Source organism: Micromonospora sp. M71_S20, from assembly GCF_003664255.1.
GTDB lineage: Bacteria > Actinomycetota > Actinomycetes > Mycobacteriales > Micromonosporaceae > Micromonospora.
On sequence record NZ_RCCV01000004.1, the window covers coordinates 294274 to 311482 of the forward strand.

General features: G+C 65.9%; 18 protein-coding genes and 2 pseudogenes. 12 read left to right on the top strand and 8 right to left on the bottom strand.

Features of this window, described 5'->3' with window-relative positions; translation table 11 throughout:
- Nucleotide 1: 1 nt before the first annotated feature.
- Nucleotides 2-397 carry a hypothetical protein gene (locus DER29_RS30535; protein ID WP_121401090.1) on the top strand — a complete coding sequence of 132 codons (396 nt, stop codon included), beginning with the start codon at nucleotides 2-4 and terminating at the stop codon, nucleotides 395-397.
- A gap of 306 nt (nucleotides 398-703) precedes the next feature.
- Here DER29_RS30535 and DER29_RS34945 read toward each other — a convergent pair whose 3' ends face one another.
- The 5 genes from DER29_RS34945 to DER29_RS30555 all read right to left on the bottom strand — a co-directional run bounded on the left by DER29_RS34945 (nucleotide 704) and on the right by DER29_RS30555 (nucleotide 3573).
- On the bottom strand, nucleotides 704-958 hold the full coding sequence (locus DER29_RS34945; RefSeq protein WP_199729612.1) for a hypothetical protein: 255 nt from the start codon (nucleotides 956-958) through the stop codon (nucleotides 704-706).
- On the bottom strand, nucleotides 882-1175 hold the full coding sequence (locus tag DER29_RS36420) for an NUDIX domain-containing protein (RefSeq protein ID WP_199729613.1): 294 nt from the start codon (nucleotides 1173-1175) through the stop codon (nucleotides 882-884). Before DER29_RS36420 ends, DER29_RS34945 begins: the two co-directional genes overlap by 77 nt.
- Before the next feature lie 71 nt (nucleotides 1176-1246).
- On the bottom strand, nucleotides 1247-2029 hold the full coding sequence (locus tag DER29_RS30545) for a transposase family protein (RefSeq protein WP_121401091.1): 783 nt from the start codon (nucleotides 2027-2029) through the stop codon (nucleotides 1247-1249).
- A gap of 729 nt (nucleotides 2030-2758) precedes the next feature.
- Complete coding sequence (locus DER29_RS30550) at nucleotides 2759-2995, bottom strand: hypothetical protein (RefSeq protein ID WP_121401092.1); 237 nt, start codon at nucleotides 2993-2995, stop codon at nucleotides 2759-2761.
- Nucleotides 2996-3111: 116 nt separating this feature from the next.
- Nucleotides 3112-3573 carry a hypothetical protein gene (locus DER29_RS30555; RefSeq protein ID WP_121401093.1) on the bottom strand — a complete coding sequence of 154 codons (462 nt, stop codon included), beginning with the start codon at nucleotides 3571-3573 and terminating at the stop codon, nucleotides 3112-3114.
- Nucleotides 3574-3976: 403 nt separating this feature from the next.
- Between DER29_RS30555 and DER29_RS30565 the strand changes: the two genes are divergently transcribed.
- Nucleotides 3977-4387 (top strand): DinB family protein, encoded by a 411-nt coding sequence (locus tag DER29_RS30565; RefSeq protein WP_121401094.1) that lies wholly within the window; start codon nucleotides 3977-3979, stop codon nucleotides 4385-4387.
- 633 nt (nucleotides 4388-5020) lie between these two features.
- Complete coding sequence (locus DER29_RS34000) at nucleotides 5021-5431, top strand: hypothetical protein (RefSeq protein ID WP_148710145.1); 411 nt, start codon at nucleotides 5021-5023, stop codon at nucleotides 5429-5431.
- A 43-nt stretch (nucleotides 5432-5474) separates the two neighbouring features.
- Here the strand turns inward: DER29_RS34000 and DER29_RS36425 are convergent, their stop codons facing one another.
- Both DER29_RS36425 and DER29_RS36430 read right to left on the bottom strand, forming a co-directional pair.
- Nucleotides 5475-5603 (bottom strand): DUF1877 family protein, encoded by a 129-nt coding sequence (locus DER29_RS36425; protein WP_148710166.1) that lies wholly within the window; start codon nucleotides 5601-5603, stop codon nucleotides 5475-5477.
- 67 nt (nucleotides 5604-5670) lie between these two features.
- Nucleotides 5671-5805, bottom strand: a pseudogene (locus tag DER29_RS36430) (DUF1877 family protein); the annotation flags it as partial.
- Between the two features lie 837 nt (nucleotides 5806-6642).
- Here DER29_RS36430 and DER29_RS30575 point away from each other — a divergent pair.
- From DER29_RS30575 to DER29_RS30610, 9 genes and pseudogenes are all read left to right on the top strand, one after another.
- Nucleotides 6643-7902 carry an MFS transporter gene (locus tag DER29_RS30575; protein ID WP_121401096.1) on the top strand — a complete coding sequence of 420 codons (1260 nt, stop codon included), beginning with the start codon at nucleotides 6643-6645 and terminating at the stop codon, nucleotides 7900-7902.
- A 581-nt stretch (nucleotides 7903-8483) separates the two neighbouring features.
- Nucleotides 8484-8687, top strand: a complete 204-nt coding sequence (locus DER29_RS34015; RefSeq protein ID WP_148710146.1) for a hypothetical protein — start codon at nucleotides 8484-8486, stop codon at nucleotides 8685-8687.
- A 9-nt stretch (nucleotides 8688-8696) separates the two neighbouring features.
- A pseudogene (locus tag DER29_RS36435) lies at nucleotides 8697-8774 on the top strand (BBE domain-containing protein); the annotation flags it as partial.
- Between the two features lie 18 nt (nucleotides 8775-8792).
- Nucleotides 8793-9155 (top strand): hypothetical protein, encoded by a 363-nt coding sequence (locus DER29_RS34955; RefSeq protein ID WP_199729614.1) that lies wholly within the window; start codon nucleotides 8793-8795, stop codon nucleotides 9153-9155.
- A gap of 61 nt (nucleotides 9156-9216) precedes the next feature.
- Nucleotides 9217-10035 (top strand): methyltransferase domain-containing protein, encoded by an 819-nt coding sequence (locus DER29_RS30590; RefSeq protein WP_199729615.1) that lies wholly within the window; start codon nucleotides 9217-9219, stop codon nucleotides 10033-10035.
- Nucleotides 10036-10175: 140 nt separating this feature from the next.
- Nucleotides 10176-12155 carry an acetate--CoA ligase gene (gene acs, locus DER29_RS30595; protein WP_121401097.1) on the top strand — a complete coding sequence of 660 codons (1980 nt, stop codon included), beginning with the start codon at nucleotides 10176-10178 and terminating at the stop codon, nucleotides 12153-12155.
- Nucleotides 12156-12722: 567 nt separating this feature from the next.
- Nucleotides 12723-13952, top strand: a complete 1230-nt coding sequence (locus tag DER29_RS30600) for an acyltransferase (protein ID WP_121401098.1) — start codon at nucleotides 12723-12725, stop codon at nucleotides 13950-13952.
- Nucleotides 13953-14279: 327 nt separating this feature from the next.
- On the top strand, nucleotides 14280-15368 hold the full coding sequence (locus tag DER29_RS30605; RefSeq protein ID WP_233600268.1) for an LLM class F420-dependent oxidoreductase: 1089 nt from the start codon (nucleotides 14280-14282) through the stop codon (nucleotides 15366-15368).
- Between the two features lie 361 nt (nucleotides 15369-15729).
- Nucleotides 15730-16026 carry a penicillin acylase family protein gene (locus DER29_RS30610; protein WP_158619114.1) on the top strand — a complete coding sequence of 99 codons (297 nt, stop codon included), beginning with the start codon at nucleotides 15730-15732 and terminating at the stop codon, nucleotides 16024-16026.
- A gap of 133 nt (nucleotides 16027-16159) precedes the next feature.
- On the opposite strand, the gene DER29_RS30615 is transcribed toward DER29_RS30610, so the two are convergent.
- On the bottom strand, nucleotides 16160-17191 hold the full coding sequence (locus DER29_RS30615) for an LLM class F420-dependent oxidoreductase (RefSeq protein ID WP_233600269.1): 1032 nt from the start codon (nucleotides 17189-17191) through the stop codon (nucleotides 16160-16162).
- Nucleotides 17192-17209: the final 18 nt, after the last annotated feature.

The window sequence follows — 17209 nt, forward strand, 5'->3', positions numbered from 1 at the left end:
CGTGACCATTTTCGAGAAGGCCACACGGGAGAAGTTCCGCTATCCGTCGGCCAAGGGACTGCTGACCACGGAACAGCTGTGGGAGCTTCCGCTGACCGCCAGGTCCGGCTTCAGCCTCGATGATGTGGCCAAGGCGGTCAACGCCGAGCTCAAGGCCGTCGACACCGAGTCGTTCGTGGCCACCGAGGCCAATCCGGCCAAGGCAACCTTGGAGACCAAGCTGGAGGTCGTCAAGCACGTCATCGCCGTCCGCCTCACGGAGGACCAGGCGGCGAAGGCGGCGGCGGCCAAGAAGCTGGAGAAGGAGAAGCTGCTGGCGGCCCTGGGCCGCAAGCAGGACGCGGTCCTGGAAAACCTGACCGAGGCAGAGCTACTGGCCCGAATCAACAACCTGTAGCCCCGCCGATAATCAGCGTCTGCCAGCGGACCCGCACATCGCCGAGAAGTACGGTCGCCATGCAAGACCTGTGCGGCCAGGCCGGCGCTCACGGCCACTTCTCGGCGAATTCACATCGGTACAACAGCGATCGCGACGCCCTCTCATCGGCATGAGCGTGCGCGGGACCGGCTCGATGAGGCGCGTGTGGCCGAGCTCGCTCTCGTGCCGAGATGGGTCCCGGGCGGAAGCTCGGGACCCATCAAGGAGCCTTTTCCAAGCTCACTGATTACTCACTGTTCTCACTGTCGTTTCCCGGACGGTACGTCAGTGCCGAATCAGGCCGCCGACCGCAACCGGAGAGACGTGACCGGTCGCCGGAAGCGTCCGCGCCAGCGCAAGACCGACATCGACCAGCGACGACCGGCACAGACCGGCGACATCTGATATCGATGTCCAGACCGACTCGGCGGTCTCGCCGCTCGCCTCGGGCCGCAGGACACCATCAGTAATCCGGACCTGGTAAAAGATGCCGACGTTCTGATGCTCGATCCCCATCCGCGCCTCGGCGGCAGGAATCACCCGCGAGTCCACTCCTACGTAGCAGGCGTTCGACCACCGAAACGCAGCCCGTCTCCTCGGCGACCTCCCGCACCACAGCATCGAACGGATCCTCCGCATGCTCAACCTTGCCACCCGAAAGGGTCCAGTTCGTGTCCCCCGTCGGCGCAACATAACGGGCGAGCAGCACACGCCCCTCCTCGATGCACACGGCATACGCCGCCAGCCGGAAACTCATCCATGCACCTCCCAACCGACCCTACCGAGCCGGCGACGACCTTCGCGTGACCGGCATCCGGCGGCAGTCTTTCATCGTGCGTAGCGATTGGCTTCGACGTGGTGCAGGACGAGGATGGCCTGCACAATCGTGGTGGCTCGGCGTGGGCAGCAGCGCAGCTTGGCCAGGACCTTCCAGGTCTTGAGGGTAGAGATGGCTCGTTCGCCACGGGCGCGGATCTTGGCGTGCGTGTGGTTCACGGCCTTCTGTCGGCGTGACAGCTTCGGCCGGTAGCGGTGCCGTTTGAACGGGGTGCGCACGCTGCCACGGGCACCTTGGTAGCCCTTATCCGCGAACGTCGTCACGTTCGCGCTGGTCAGCGCTCCGATGATGCCGTGGGCGCGGGCTGCGATCAGGTCGTGGACCGCGCCTGGCAGCGAAGGCGAGGCCCAGACGAGCCGGCCGGCCGCGTCGGCGATGACCTGCACGTTCACCCCGTGCCGCTGATGCTTTCCCGAGTAGTAGGGCTTCTGGTCGGCGACGCGGTCGATCGGGATCAGGGTGCCGTCCAGGATCGCGTACGCCAGCCGGCGGATTCGCTGCATCGCCGCGGCCAGATCGTCGGCGACGGCTGCGAGTAGCGCGATCGCTTCCTGTACGTAGCGCCAGGCGGTGGCCACACCGACGGCGAACCCGGCGGCCAGACGGGTGTAGGTGTCGCCGTTGCGTAGATGGGCGAGGACGAGCAGTGCCTGCCGGCCCGGATCGAGGCGCCGCCAGCGGGATCGCTGCTGCTTACGACGACTGCGGATGCAGTCGGCGAGGTGGTTCAAGGTCCGGCTGGACAACGAGATTGTGGACGGGTAATACAGCACAGGCGAGGCTCCCGGTCTGGGCATCTGGTCCTGGTCGACTGTTGTCTTACCTGGATCCTCATCCTCATCGATCCCCGGACCGCCAACACCGCCCCTGGGCTGCAAGATCAGCCTGGAAAAGGCTTAAGGTAGGGTGATTTTCAGGCGAGCGGGAAAGCTTCGACAAGGCGCAATCCGCGTTGGGTATGTTCGTGCCGGTCCTCGTACACGACCCAAACCCCACCGGGGCAGCATCGGCTGCGGTGATTATCTGGGTGCCAGTTGTAGTTCTTCCCGGACGACGATCATGGACTCATAGTCATGATCGCCCCTCGGACACAAACTTGCGGCATCCATGCCGTCTTCTACGTACTGGTGGTCAGGGCTCCTTGACCACGTGAATCTGATCTTCGCGACCAACCTCACCGGCCCTGTGTCGGTTGGCGGTGGTGGTCGCTGTGGCTGATTCTTCTCTGGCTTCTGTCATCCCTCCAGTCCTTCTGCCGGACCGCGGACGAAGCAACCCGCGGACGCCCACGCACGGCTGCGACGGGCTCCGTTGCCGATGCCAGCGCTTGCGCAGCAGCGGTCCGAGGCCAAGGTGCACCGCCTAGCGTCGGTCGATGCCAGCGGTCGAATCCGTGATCGAGGCATCGTCCATGCCCTGGCTTGGGAGCCGGGTGCCCGACTGGAGATCCGCGAGAGCTGGCGTCATTGTCGTGCGTCGGGATCCTGGTGGAGTTTTCGCTCTCACCGGTCAGGGACACCTATTCCTGCCGGCGCCCCACAAGAGAAGCAGGCGGCGGCAATGCGGGGGTACATGTCGGTGACCTGCCGCACCGCCTCGGGGTTGGCTGCGGTGTCACGGATGTAGCGGATGCGTCCAGCTTCGGTCATGTCGTCAGAAATTCCGGCGGCCCGTTCGGCGGGAGCGATGTTCCGGTCGAAGTAGTGGGCGGCGCGGGCGCGGGCGGTGGTGTCGGTCATTGGGCTACCTCCGGATCGTGCTTGGGTCAGCTGTGCGAGACGGCGGGGGCGAGGGTGTTGGTCATCGGGATGCCTCCGGCGCGGGGTCGAGTTGGGGCCATGGGGGCTTCCATTGGCTAGTTGTCGAACCAGAACACGATGCGCACGTCATCCGGGGCACCCAGCTTCGCCAGCAGGTCGAGCCGACCGAAGTACCAGTCGTGGAGGAACCGACGAACCGTCTTCACCTGCGGCTCACCCTCACCACGCTGATCGGCGAACGTCTGGTCATAGTCGAACGCCAGCAGTTCAGCGAGGGTCAGCCACGTGTGGCTGTGCCCGTCAACGTTCCAGTCGTCGCTTTTGGCGCGAACCTCGGCGGACACGTCGGCGGGCAGGCCGCGCGGCTCGGCGATGACCGGCGACTCGGAGTAGTTCCGGACGTCGGCGAGGAACCCGAACAGGCCGTAGTCGCGGGCGCCGTCAAACGGGCACTGCTTTTCTTTGGGGAACTCGTTGTCGGGGAAGGTGTTGTCTCCGGCGTAGGCCCAGGTGCCGTTGGTGCGGGTTTCGACGTAGGCGTGGATGTCGCATCCCATGGGTGGCTCCTTTGAGGTGTTGGCTAGGTGTACTGCCCAGGCAGGTTGGTCGAGGTTGTGTGACGACACGACGTAGATAGACGTGATGAGGAAGGCCTCCGGTTGTGGATTGGAGCTGTCTAGAAACCGCTCCGCCAACCAGGACGCCTTCGTGTCCCACGCTGACGCCGCTTTGACCCCTCGTGCACGTCTTCGGCTTCCGCATTTGATCATGCACCGCGCTCGGGTGCGGTCAAGGCCCCTGGGCCGGAAGCCCGCGACTTTGACCGGGCAACCTGGGTCCGTTCCTTCGACCGCGCTTGTCGGCGGTGCCGGCCGCCACCTTCTCGGGCCGACCCATCCCCGAGCGCCGCGCGGTGCCCGTGGGCGCGACGGCGGGCGGCAACGCCGCTAGCCTCGGCCTGTGGACCGGTGCGACGAGTGCGGCTTCGACCATGCCGGCGTCTCCATCGACGAGCTGCCGTCGCTCCTGCGCACCCTGGGCGGGCGGTACGCAGCCGTCCTCGCCGAGGTGCGGCAGGTGCGCCGACGGCCGGCCGAGGGGGTGTGGTCGCCGCTGGAGTACGCCTGCCACGTCCGCGACGTACTCAGCGTGCAGGCCGAACGCCTCGCGCTGGCGCTGCGCGTCGAGGAACCGGAGTTCGCCCCGATGGGGCGCGACGAGCGCGCCGTGGCGGAGGCGTACAACGAGCAGGATCCCGCGACCGTGCTGGCGGCGCTGGACGCGGCCGCCGACGACCTGGCCGCCCGGATCGGCGTGCTCGGCCCCGTGGAACTCGCCCGCACCGGGGTCTACCCGTGGCCGCGACCGTAGGCCCGCACACTGCTGTGGCTCGGCCGACACACCCTCCACGAGGGCGAACACCACCTGCTCGACATCCGCCGCGCCGCGGGATCGGAGGCAGCCAGCTAGAGTGCCGCCCGGTTCGCCGCGTCCGTGGTCTGGGCTCTCGAAGAGGTCACCAAGGCGGCTAGACTTGCGTGAGCTTCAAGGTTTTGCCGATTGTCATCGGCGGTGGGGCAGTGGTTCGTGCCGCCCCCCGTACACGAACCAAACCCCAACGGCGCAGCATCGGCTGCGGTGATATCTGGATGCCAGTTGTAGTTCTTCCCGGACGACGATCATGGATTCATGGTCGTGGTCGCCCCGGAGTTGTACTCGATGTACATGCCCGAGACCGGGCCCGGCACCGTGTGACCATCCCTGCTGGTACCCGTGTCGGGTGGGTGGTCGAGCGGGCTTCGTACCTCCTTTTCGACGGCTCGACGCAGTCGCCGGCGGGGACCGTAGCGGCTAGCCTCGAGGCATGCCTGTGCGAGTGCCAGGCGGGCGGCGGTCCGGTGATTTCGATTCTTGGCACGCTCCGCGCCGTTGAGCCGATGGCATTCTCGATCGCTGTCGATCCCTACAGTGTGGATGCCGCCGGACAGCAGGGGAGGGCCAGCCATGAGCGTCTGTGTTGCCTGTCGAGCGGAGCAGCGCACCGTTGTTTGTATCGACAGTTGGGGTGTGCCGCACGGTAGCCCTGGGCATCAGGTCAACTACCGATGGAGCAACCTGGCCGTCTGTCCGGAGTGCGAGGCCGGCCTCCTTGTGCACTTTGATCACGACTGCTTCCAACAGCCCTGGGAGGAGCCGTGGGACATGGACTGGTCGTGGCCGGTCGCCGTGGACGGGGTTCAGCGGTTGAAGGCGGTTCTTGCCCGGTGCCCGGATCCGCTGCAGCCGTCGTGCGGATGCCCGGTGCACCGGTCGCTGCGGGATAGCACCGAGGAGTCACTGCCGCGTGAGGTTCCGGTGACGATTGTGCTGACCGAGGATGGGCTGCCGCAGGTGCGGTCCGTACGCATGCTGTGAGACGCCGGCCGCTGTCGGCGATCGAGGTAGCCGGGCGTCGACGTCAGGTGATGGCCAGCAGCACGGCTTGGCCGTTCGCGGCTGCGGCATGGCAGAACCGGCACAGTTCGGTGTACTGCGAGATGAGGTAGTCGAGCTCGTCGGTGCCGTTGCTCCAGATGTCCGGGTAGATCTCGGCCTGCGGTCATGGCGTCTGGGTCGAAGCGGGCGCGCAGCACCTCCACGTCCAGCGCGTCGAGCGCAGTGGCCACAGCGCGGACGGTGTCTGGGTCGAGCAGGCGAGGGGGACCGTATCCGCCGTCATGGCCGATCTCGGCACCGCCGAGGATCGCTGCGCCGGCGCCTTCACCGATCTGCCAGTCAGTGCCGGTCAGTAGGGGTCAGAGCCGTGGCCAACTCCGCGTCGGGCGATGACAGGGGTGATGCGCGATCCCGCAACTCCCGGCGGTAGCAGTTGTAGTCGTAGATCCGGTCGGGCCGTTGCCGGGGTCTGCTGCGGATGCCTCTGATCCATGGGACCATGTCGACCAGGCGGACGAGTGGCAGCAGCGGCGCGATCTCGGCCCACAGTTCGTCCGAGACGATCCACGGCGGCTGCTCACCCCTCCTTACGCTCAGACAGCACGATCCTCACGTCCCGGGGACACGCCCAACACCATCTCGTTAGGAGTTGTAAGCGACGGGGAGATGGTCCGCAACAGCGGGCAGCTCGGCTCAAGCGCCCGATCCAGAAGGCCCCGACGGGCGAGTCGCTCCACGCCAGGCGGCGTTGTTGGCGCCGTCTCCGCAGGTGGTGTCTTGATGGACGTACAACGTGGACAGAGCGCCGCTCGGGTGCTTCGCGCGCGACCCAGCAGGAGTTCTCGACGCCCCGTCCGAGTCAGCAGGAGCGCCGCCGTCGCATCCGCACAACGCGCCCCAACCAATACAGCGCTGGAATCACTCGGACGCGCCGACACCCGCACCGTCGTAAGTCACCGCTCGACGGCAGGTCAGCGGACGAGAACCTCACTCTCCTTTGTCTTTTTCCCCAGGTCGGCGGCTTGCCCGGTAAGTCCGACGTCATGGAGCAGATGGAAACAAGAGCACGTCTCGTTTTCCGAAGGAGAGCAATCTGGGAGTTGCGCCAGAAGTTCGGCTTCGAAAAGGTAGTATCGTCTGCTCCGACAAAGTACTATCCGCTGGCGGACGGCGAGGAATGATGGTTCTGCATGCCGAAGTTTAACCCAATCGGGGAACTCAGGTCCCTTATCCCCGAGGCTGGGCCAAAGCGGGTTTACGCGCTGGCGACCTTCATCAACATGTTCGGGTTCGGGCTGCTGGTCGTGAGCATGAGCCTGTATTTCACCCGAATCGTGCAACTGCCCGCCTCGCAGGTGGGAGCCGCCCTCACCATCGGTGTCGGCATTAGCCTGATCAGCGGCGTCCCGGTCGGCAACCTGGCCGACCGGTGGAGTCCGGTGAAGACGGTCAAGCTCATGCTGGTGATCCAGGCCTGCACGGCTACCTACCTCATCTTTGTTGACAATTTCATCCAACTCGTCATCGCGGCCACCCTCGACATGCTGGCGATGAAGGCGTCCATAGCGGCGAGCGAATCGCTGTTGCGCCGGGTGGCTGGCGACGACGCGGTCAGCTTCCGCTCCAAGATGCACGCGATTCAGTTCGTCGCCATGGGCCTGGGGACTGCCGGGTGTGCCGTCGTGATCCAAATCGGCACTCCCACCGCATATCACGCGGCGATCGCCCTCGACGCACTCAGTTTCCTGGTCGCCTTGCTGGTTTTCACCCGGCTGCCCGATTACGAGCCGCTGCCGAAGCCGTCCACCGCGCCACGCTGGGGCGTGTTGGCCGACCGGCCCTTCGTCGCATACACGGCGGTGGCCGGCGCCATGAACCTCCAGCTCTTCATGATCAATATGCTGCTGCCGTTGTGGGTGGTCGACGCCACTAAAGCTCCAACCTGGACGGTTGCGGTGTTCTACCTACTCAACAACACTTTGATCGTCTTGTTCATGGTCCGCGTCGGCAACAAGGTGCAGACGATTCGGCAAGGTGGCGTGGCGATCCGGCGCGCCGGGGTGATCCTCCTGTTCAGCTGCTCCGCGATCGGCTTTGCGAACGGACTGCCCGGCTGGGCCGCGGTGATGCTCCTTTTAGCGGCCGTCTGCGTGCACACCTACGGCGAACTGTGGTACATGGCAGGCTCCTTCGCCCTCAACTTCGGTCTGCCGCCGGCGCACGCACAGGGCCAGTACATGGGCTTCCTCGGGATCGGCGCCGGCATCGGCGAGGCGTTTGCCCCGTTGCTCTTCCTCAGCTTCATCCTGACCCTCGGCAGGCCAGGTCTGATCGGGATCGGCGTGTTCTTCGCCCTGGTGGGCCTGGTGGCGCCCGCCGTGGCGCGGTGGGGCGAGCGGACCAGGCCCGCATCGGAGGAGTCGCCGGCTAGGGAGGCCGCGCCGGCGTAGCTGAGTGAGGTGATCCGACAAGGCGGCACGGACTCTCCACGCGGCCGCAGTGGTGTCTGGAACCACGTCCCTGCCGTATGCGGAGCTGAAGGTGCGGGCGATTGATGAACTCGAGTTTCGCCGCCGAGCGGATGGCCTGGCGTAATCTGTTCCAGGCGTTTTCAGCGCCGGCCAGCTCGCGAAGGCGTTTGAACTCACCGGAGCATGCCGGTAATTGTGCTGCCAACAGCGCACACAAGGTCCCTCCGCTTGGTGGGGATTGGACGTCACCTGGCCGTTGATGCTCGGTGTCACGGTCACCCGACTCCTTCGCGCCCAGCTTTGATTGGGCGTCGGGGCGCATGTCAGGAAGCCACTCGCGCTTGTCTCTGTGGCTGGTCGTCCTCCGTGATGAGCACGACTGAAGTAGACAGCTGGAAGGCGCCGCTGTTCTCATTACTCCATGACGTGACGATTGGGGGAATCGAAGGTGACGGGCATCAGTCGCCGTGGGCGCGCGGTCCAAGGATAAGGCCGCCAAGTGGCCCCAGGCGCGACCGCGACGGCAGACCGGGACTCGGTCCTGCGCGCATATTCCACGGGTGGCCGATGGAACGCGGCCGCCGATGACGCGAAAAAACATCAACTGGATTCGCGAGCTCTACCGCGACGTCTATTCGGAAGCTGGCGGGGTTCCGGTGCCGAGCGCGATAAATGCCGGAAGTTACATCAACCATGCTGACGCCGATCTCGCCGACCCGGCCTGGAACACGTCGAGGACGTCGTGGGCAGAACCCTACTTCTAATCCAATTATCCGCGTTTGCGGCAGATCGAGAAACGCTACGACCCCCGGAACGTGTTCCACCACGCTATGTCGATCGTGCCGATGTGAAGCAGGAGCGGATCGTCTGTGTGGGATCTGAAGGAGCTGGTGGCACTGACCGAACTGGGCCAGGCCGCTCCGTCCACTCGCGGCAGCCGGGGCAGGCCGGGCTGGCCCCGGCTGATCGAACGGTTCGGTCTTGCCAAACCACTGATCGGGCGGGCCGGCGGATACCGGCCGAATCCGATCGCATTGACCTTTTTCTGTTGGCCGACGGTCGGCGTGGCCGGCGGCGAAACCGCACCGCTACGACCGGCCCAGCGCCTCGGTATGCCTCGTCAGCGCAGCAGGGCACGCCGAGCTTCACCAGCGCGGGGATCACGCCATGGTGGCGTGCCGCGCTCAGCCCTCGACGCACCGGTGTTCTGGGCACGGCACGTCGACATCTGAGCAACGGATCCAAACTCGCCCGGCCGCGCCGCGGCCCCGACCAGGAGGGAAGTCAGCATCGATGATCCTCGAGGACCAGTACTTTCTTGGCTACCGGAGCGCGGAGCACGAGCGGCTACAGGCACAGGCGGAGGACTTCCAATCCGAGGCGGCCTGGTTGTTCGACCAGGTCGGACCGCTCGACGGTAAGACCGTCGTGGAACTCGGCGTGGGACCCCGTGGCTGTCTGGACGAGTTGGCGCGACGGGTGGGGCCGGACGGAACCGTCATCGGCGTCGAGCGCGAGGCGGAGTCGGTCGAGCTCGCGCGCAAGTTCGTGGTGGACCGCACGCTGGACAACGTCGACGTCCGGCACGGCGATGCGCGTGCGACCGGCCTCCCCGGCGACAGCTTCGACCTCGTCACCGAGCGGCTGATCCTGCACAACGTGCCGAGGCCTGAGGAGATCGTCGCCGAGGCGGTACGGCTGGCCCGCCCGGGAGGATGGGTCGCCTTCCACGAGGGCGATCGGGTGGGGCAGGTGTGCGACCCGCCCGCCGAGTCGTGGACCCGGCTCATGGATGTCCTCAAGCGGTACGCGGACCGCAACACGATCGACCTGTTCGTCGGCAGGCGGCTGCCCGGCCTGCTCCGCCGCGCAGGCCTCGTCGACATCCAGGTGCGACCCGTCGTCTACATCGACCACGAGCCCGGACACCCGCGGCGTGTGGTCCTCGCTGACTTCGCCGAGAACCTGCGTGACCGGCTCATCATGAGCGAGTTGATCACCAGAGAAGAGTTCGACGATCTTCACGCGGCGTTGCGCCGACACCTCGTCGATCCGGGCACCACCGTGATCTCGCACCTGTACGTCCAGGCCTGGGGCCGCAAGCCCGGGTGATCGCGTCGTGGTTCAGCGGAAGCCCGCCCACGGCGGCCCCGCTGGACCATCCCGGGCGCCCAGCACGGTCGAAGATGCCCGTCGGCGGCGCTTCGGCTGGACTTATGTCGCGCGCTGAAACCGGAAGAGGAGCTGCCACCATGACCACGCCGCTGGAGAATCTCTCCACCGAGACGCGGACGTTCCCACCATCGCCTGAGTTGGCCGCCGATGCCAACGCCACGGCGGACACCTACGACGACGCCGCCCCCGACGCGCCGGCGTTCTGGGCACGGCAGGCGGAGCGGCTCACGTGGGTGAAGAAATGGGATCAGGTCCTCGACTGGAGCAATCCGCCGTTCGCCAAGTGGTTCATCGGCGGCGAGCTGAACATCGCCTACAACTGCGTGGACCGCCACGTCGAGGCGGGCAAGGGCGAGAAGGTCGCCATCCACTGGGAGGGCGAGCCCGGCGACACCCGCACGATCACATATGCGGACCTGCTCAAGAGCGTCAGCCAGGCGGCGAACACGCTGACCGGGCTCGGCGTGACGGCCGGCGACCGGGTGGCCATCTACCTGCCGATGATCCCGGAGGCCGCGGTCGCGATGTTGGCCTGCGCCCGCATCGGCGCCACTCACAGCGTCGTCTTCGGCGGATACTCGGTGGACGCGCTCGCCACCCGGATCCAGGACGCGGGCGCGAAAGTCGTCATCACCGCGGATGGTGGTTATCGGCGCGGCAAATCGTCGGCGCTCAAACCCACCGTCGACGACGCCGTCGCACGATGCCCGAGCATCGAGCACGTCCTGGTCGTCCGCCGCACCGGTGAGAACGTAGCCTGGGGCGAGAAGGACCTGTGGTGGCACGAGACCGTCGAGCAGGCGGACGACAAGCACGAGCCACAGGCGTTCGATTCCGAGCACCCGCTCTTCATCCTCTACACCTCGGGTACGACCGGTAAGCCGAAGGGCATCCTGCACACCAGCGGCGGCTACCTGACCCAGGTCTCGTACACCCACTGGTCGGTCTTCGACCTCAAGGTCGAAACCGACGTGCACTGGTGCGCAGCCGACATCGGCTGGATCACCGGGCACTCGCACATCGTGTACGGTCCGCTGTCGAACGGTGCGACCCAGGTCATGTACGAGGGCACCCCGGACACCCCGCACCACGGCCGGTTCTGGGAGATCGTCGACAGATACAAGGTCACCACCCTGTACATCGCGCCCACCCTCATCCGCACCATGATGAAGTGGGGCGACGACATCCCGGCCAAGTACGACCTGTCGTCGCTGCGCGTCCTCGGCAGCGTTGGCGAGCCGATCAACCCCGAGGCCTGGATGTGGTACCGCGAGCACGTCGGCCACGACAACGTCCCCGTCGTGGACACCTGGTGGCAGACCGAGACCGGCGGGATGATGATCTCGCCGCTGCCCGGCGTGACCGCCGCGAAGCCCGGCTCGGCGATGACCCCGCTGCCGGGCATCTCCGCCGACGTGGTCAACGACGAGGCCGAGTCGGTGCCGAACGGTGGCGGCGGCTACCTCGTGCTACGCGAGCCGTGGCCCGCCATGCTGCGTACCATCTGGGGCGACGACAAACGGTTTGTCGACACTTACTGGTCCCGGTTCGGCGCCGGCGCTAGATCTGGCGACGAATGGATCTACTTCGCCGGCGACGGCGCGAAACGGGACGAGGACGGCGCGCTGTGGCTACTCGGCCGGGTCGACGACATCATGATCATCTCTGGCCATAACATCTCCACCACCGAAGTCGAATCCGCGCTGGTATCGCACCCTTCGGTCGCAGAGGCGGCCGTGGTGGGCGCGTCCGACCCTACCACCGGCCAGGCCATTGCCGCGTTCGTCATCGCCCGCAGCGACGTGGACACCGCTGACGAGACCGCAGACCAGCTCAAGGTCGACCTGCGCAACCATGTCGCCAAGACCCTCGGCCCCATCGCGAAACCCCATCGGATCATGTTCGTAGCCGAACTACCCAAGACCCGATCCGGCAAAATCATGCGACGCCTGCTGAAGGACGTTGCCGAGAATCGCGCGTTGGGCGATGTCAGCACGCTTCTGGACTCGACGGTCATGGATTTGATCATGGCGGGGTCCGGAACGGCGGGAGACTGACGCGGGAGCCTCTCGCGTCAGCGCGGCTCCCGGCTCGACCGCTATACGGTCAGGACATGGGAGCTACATAGGAGTCGACTTCGGCGATCAGGCCGTCGTGAAACGCGAACATCCCGTGGTCGCTGCGCCGGATCCCACAGGGCCCCGGCGAAGTTGTGAGTGTGTCCTGCTTCAAAATGAGTGTTGGAGTCGGGTCCTTGTTGGTGGCAGCAGGGCGGGCATGACCGGTTCAGGGGGTTTTCGAGGCCGGGCTGGTCTGTCCGAAGTGAGCCATGCAGGCCTCACCAGCATCGTCATGGCAATGATCCGAAACCTAGCGTTAGCGATCTTCCGGCTCAGCGGCCGCCGGCAGATCACCCGTACCCTTCAGCGTGCCGCCGACGACCGGACCCGAATCCTATCGTTGCTGGCCGGCTTCCTCTTGCCCGACTGCGTCCATGATCGACTGGCTTTGCAATCGGACCGGCCCGGGCCCGTTCCTTGCGCGCCGGGATGAACGCAATCTGGAAGACGCGTTCGCCACGGGACCCATGGGATCCTCGGTGCCGAGCGAAAGGACAGCCGCCGATGACAACGAAAGAAGTTGTACCCGAGGTAGGCGGGGCAACGACGTCTTATGCGCCTTCCGGGGCCAGACTCCCTTCCCTTACGGCGCTGCGGATCGTGGCCGCGACCCTGGTGTTCATCCACCACTCGGCCTTCCAACCGCTGTTCTCCGACGAGGGCGTGCAAAAGGTCTACAATAAGCTCGCATACAACATTGGCCCCATTAGTATCACGTTCTTCTTCGTGTTGAGCGGCTTCGTCCTGACCTGGACGGCCAAGCCGCTCGACACCGCGAAACAGTTCTGGCGGCGACGATTCGTCAAGATCTTCCCGAGCCACCTCGTGGTATATGCCATCGTGCTGGTCTTGATGCTTCTGGCCGGGCGCGCCGTCCCGTGGCCCGAAGCGTTGGTCAGCCTCGGTCTCCTGCAGGCATGGGTGCCGAGCAACGACTACCTACTGTTTGCGATAAACCCACCGACGTGGTCGCTGTCGATTGAGTTGCTGTTCTACCTGTGCTTCCCGCTCCTCCTGATCCTGGTCAACCGAATCCGGCCCAGCCGACTATGGCTGTACGCGGGGCTGGCGGCCGTGGCCGGTCTGCTGCTCGTGCCGGCGGTCTCGTGGCTATTCCTGCCCGACAGTCCGTCCATGTCCGCCGTCTCCCCCTTTTCCTGGCCACAGCTGTGGTTCAACTACTTCTTCCCGGTCACGCGAATGTTCGAGTTCCTGGGCGGAATGATCCTGGCCAAGATCCTGTTGACGGGCCGCTGGCCAAACGTGCGGCCGCTGTTCACCGTGGTACTGCTGGTGGTGACGTGGGCGGCGACCCTGCCCCTACCGCTCAACCTGTTCGAGGGCGGGTACCATGCGCTGTTCATCATGCCGATCGCCCTGGTGATCACCGCCGCGGCCGCGGCGGACATCGCCGGGCGCCGGACGCTGTTCAACAGCCGTGGCATGGTCTGGCTGGGCGAGATCTCCTATACCTTCTATCTCGTTCACGTCGCCGTGCTCTTCTCGCTGCAGGCTGCGTTCAACCACCAATGGGGCGTGGGCGGGATGTTTCTGGGCGACTTCACGTCACGCCCGTTCGGTACCGTGGCCGCGATCGCGTTCCTCGTCGGCGCCTATCTGGCTTGTGTGCTCGTCGGATGGGTCGTGTATGCGCTGGTGGAACGCCCCGCGATGCGGCGGTGGGCCCGTCCGAGGGGAGCCCGGCCAGCAGGAACTACGTCCGCTTCCACGTAACGGCATGACCGGCGAGGGAAACCGGTAGCTACATCCGCCACCACCTCGACGTCGCCGGACGCACCGACCCCCTGTTCTCCGACGACGCCATCACCTGCATCCACGACGCCGCCCGCGGTAAACCCGCACCGTCAACAACCTCGCCATAGCCGCCCTGGTCGCGACCTGCACCACCGGCGGAACCATCGTCGACGAATCCGCCGCCCGAGCCGCCATCGCCGAGGTCATCGCGACGGAGTAAACACCCGGCCGACACCACGAACACCACCGCCCCGCCCGGCACCCAGCCCGGCGGGGCGCTTCATGCCCACCCACGATGTGGCTCGCATGCTCACGCTGAAGCGCCTCCTCGCTCATGACGACGACCATTTCGTGCAGGGCGAGCCGGCACGATGCGAGAAGACGACGTACTTCGTGACCAATAACCTTCAAGGCATGCGATTCGGTCTTTCCATACCCCAGGGAAGTGGTTTCGAACTCGTCGGAATACCGGCGGCCAAGCAGTGGGATTCGATACGTGAGCTTGTCCGGGTCGCCGACGACGGGCCGTTCGAGTCGATTTGGGTGTCCGACCATTTCCTCACCTTTCCACCGTCCGATGAGTCGGCGTTCGAAGTATGGTCGATGATGGCGGCGTTCGCCGCCTGCACGTCGCGGGTGCGGCTGGGGCAGCTCTGCACGTGCATGGGCTACCGCAATCCGGCCTACCTGGCCAAGGTGGCGGCCTGCATCGATGTCATGTCCGGCGGCCGGCTGGAGATGGGCGTCGGCGCAGGTTGGTACGAGCACGAATGGCGCAGTTACGGCTACGGCTTCCCCAGTGTCGCCGATCGGCTGGGCATGCTCGACGAGGGCGTGCAGATCATGCGGCAGATGTGGACGACCGGCACGGCCACCCTGAAGGGGAAGCACTACCAGGTCGACGGGGCGTTCTGCCGGCCGCTGCCCCTGCAGGAGGGCGGAGTCCCGCTGTGGATCGCCGGCGGCGGCGAGAAGAAGACACTGCGGATCGCGGCCAAGTACGCGCAGTACACGAACTTCGGTGTGTTACTGGATGAGTTCGCCCACAAGTCCCGCGTCCTGGCCGAGCACTGCAAGGATGTGGGCACCGACTTCGACGCGATCGTGCGATCGATCACCCTCAACGTGACCATCGGCGAGACCGAGAAGGACGTCGCCGACAAGTTGGCCTGGACCCGGGCCCACTACGCGTCGCTGCTGCCGGCCGAGGATCTCGAGCCTCTCATGCGTTATTTTGCGGAGGGCCTGATCGGCACGCCCGAACAGATCGTAGAGCGGCTGGCCAAGGCTGGCCGGACCGGCCTCGGTTACGTGATCGTCAGATTCGTCGACGCGGCCTACGACCAGTCGAGCATCCACCTGTTCGCCAACAAGGTGATCCCAGAACTGGCCTGACGGCTCGCAGCCGGACAACGACCCGTCCTGATTCCGGCCCGGTCATCCTCCGGACGGGCGCACCGAGGTCGTTCCACAGTGACCGACACAGAAACCGGAGGCGCCACCGTGCCGCGATGGAACCCGGTTCGAGCGAGGTCGGCTGCCTGATCCCAGAGCCTGGTCCCAGGCGCGTGTACACCTGCCCGTCGTACGCCACCAGTTTTCGATGGTCGAACCTTGCCGAGGCCGACCCGACCGTATGGGATGCCTTACCTTGCGAGATGCCCTCTCGAGCGGGACGAAGAGACTTGGACAAGCCTCGTCGTCCCAGCTCAGAGGGCATTTTCATAGCGGTGGCGGCGGGCAGGGCGTCTGTCTGATGTGTCCCGACCGCGACGGCCGGGTGGTCGAGGGCGCGCCGTGGCGCTTCGTCGTCGAGTTCGGTCCCTCCGGCAGCACCCGCATCCGTGACGACGACCTTGCCGTGGTCGGCGCGGTCGGCGCCGAACAGCAACCGCGCCACGTGCTCCGCCACGGCAGCTCGGGCAATCCCCTCTCGCCGCACTACGGGGACCAGACGCCGGCGCACGCCGAGGGACGGCTGTACGAGGTACGCCTCGACAGCCCGCCGCAGGTGCGGAGCCGCCTGACCCTGACGCCCCGGACGGCAGGGTGATCGGATCGCGCACGCCGGGGCGTCGTCGGGGCGCATGAGCTCGACAAGCTTCTCGCCGTGAGACGGCGCGGCTCCTCCGATCAGACCAGCGGCCTCCTGAGCGCGCCGGGCCGACCCACGAACGCGACCCGGTCTAGCCGTTCACGAGCTGCACCCGGCCCATCTCCGGGATCACCTTGTCGGCGAACAGGTGGATGCTCGACTGGTCGTAGGCCGCGTCGATGAACCGGCAGATCACGTAGCCGACGCCCGCCCGGGCAGCCTCGGTCAACTGCTCGACGACCTGTTCGGGCGTGCCGATCAGGCCCTCCGACCAGTATCGCAGGAAGGAGTCGAGTTCCTCGGCGGGCATCAGCGGCGCGTAGTGGGCCCGGATCCATGCGAGCTTGTCGGCGATCTCCTTCTCGGTCTCGCCGATGGTCACGTTGAGGATGACCGATCGCACGATCGCGTCGAAGTCGGTGCCCACATCCTTGCAGTGCTCGGCCAGGACGCGGGACTTGTGTGCGAACCCGTCCAGGGACGCCCCGAAGTTCGTGTACTGCGCGTACTTGGCCGCGATCCGCAGTGTCCTCTTCTCGCCGCTGCCGGCGATCCACAGTGGGACTCCGCCCTCCTGTAGGGGCAGCGGCCGGCAGAACGCCCCGTCGACCTGGTAGTGCTTTCCCTTCAGGGTGGCCGTGCCGGTCGTCCACATCTGTCGCATGATCTGCACGCCCTCGTCGAGCATGCCCAGCCGATCGGCGACACTGGGAAAGCCGTAGCCGTAACTGCGCCATTCGTGCTCGTACCAACCTGCGCCGACGCCCATCTCCAGCCGGCCGCCGGACATGACATCGATGCAGGCCGCCACCTTGGCCAGGTAGGCCGGATTGCGGTAGCCCATGCACGTGCAGAGCTGCCCCAGCCGCACCCGCGACGTGCAGGCGGCGAACGCCGCCATCATCGACCACGCCTCGAACACCGACTCGTCGGACGGCGGACTGGTGAGGAAATGGTCGAACACCCAGATGGAATCGAACGGCCCGGCGTCGGCGGTCCGGACCAGCTCACGTATCGAATCCCACTGCTTGGCCACCGGTATGCCGACCAGCTCGAAACCATCACCCTGAGGGATGAACATGCCAAATCGCATCTTTTGCAGTTTATTGGTCACGAAGTCCATCCTTCTCCCACCGCGCGG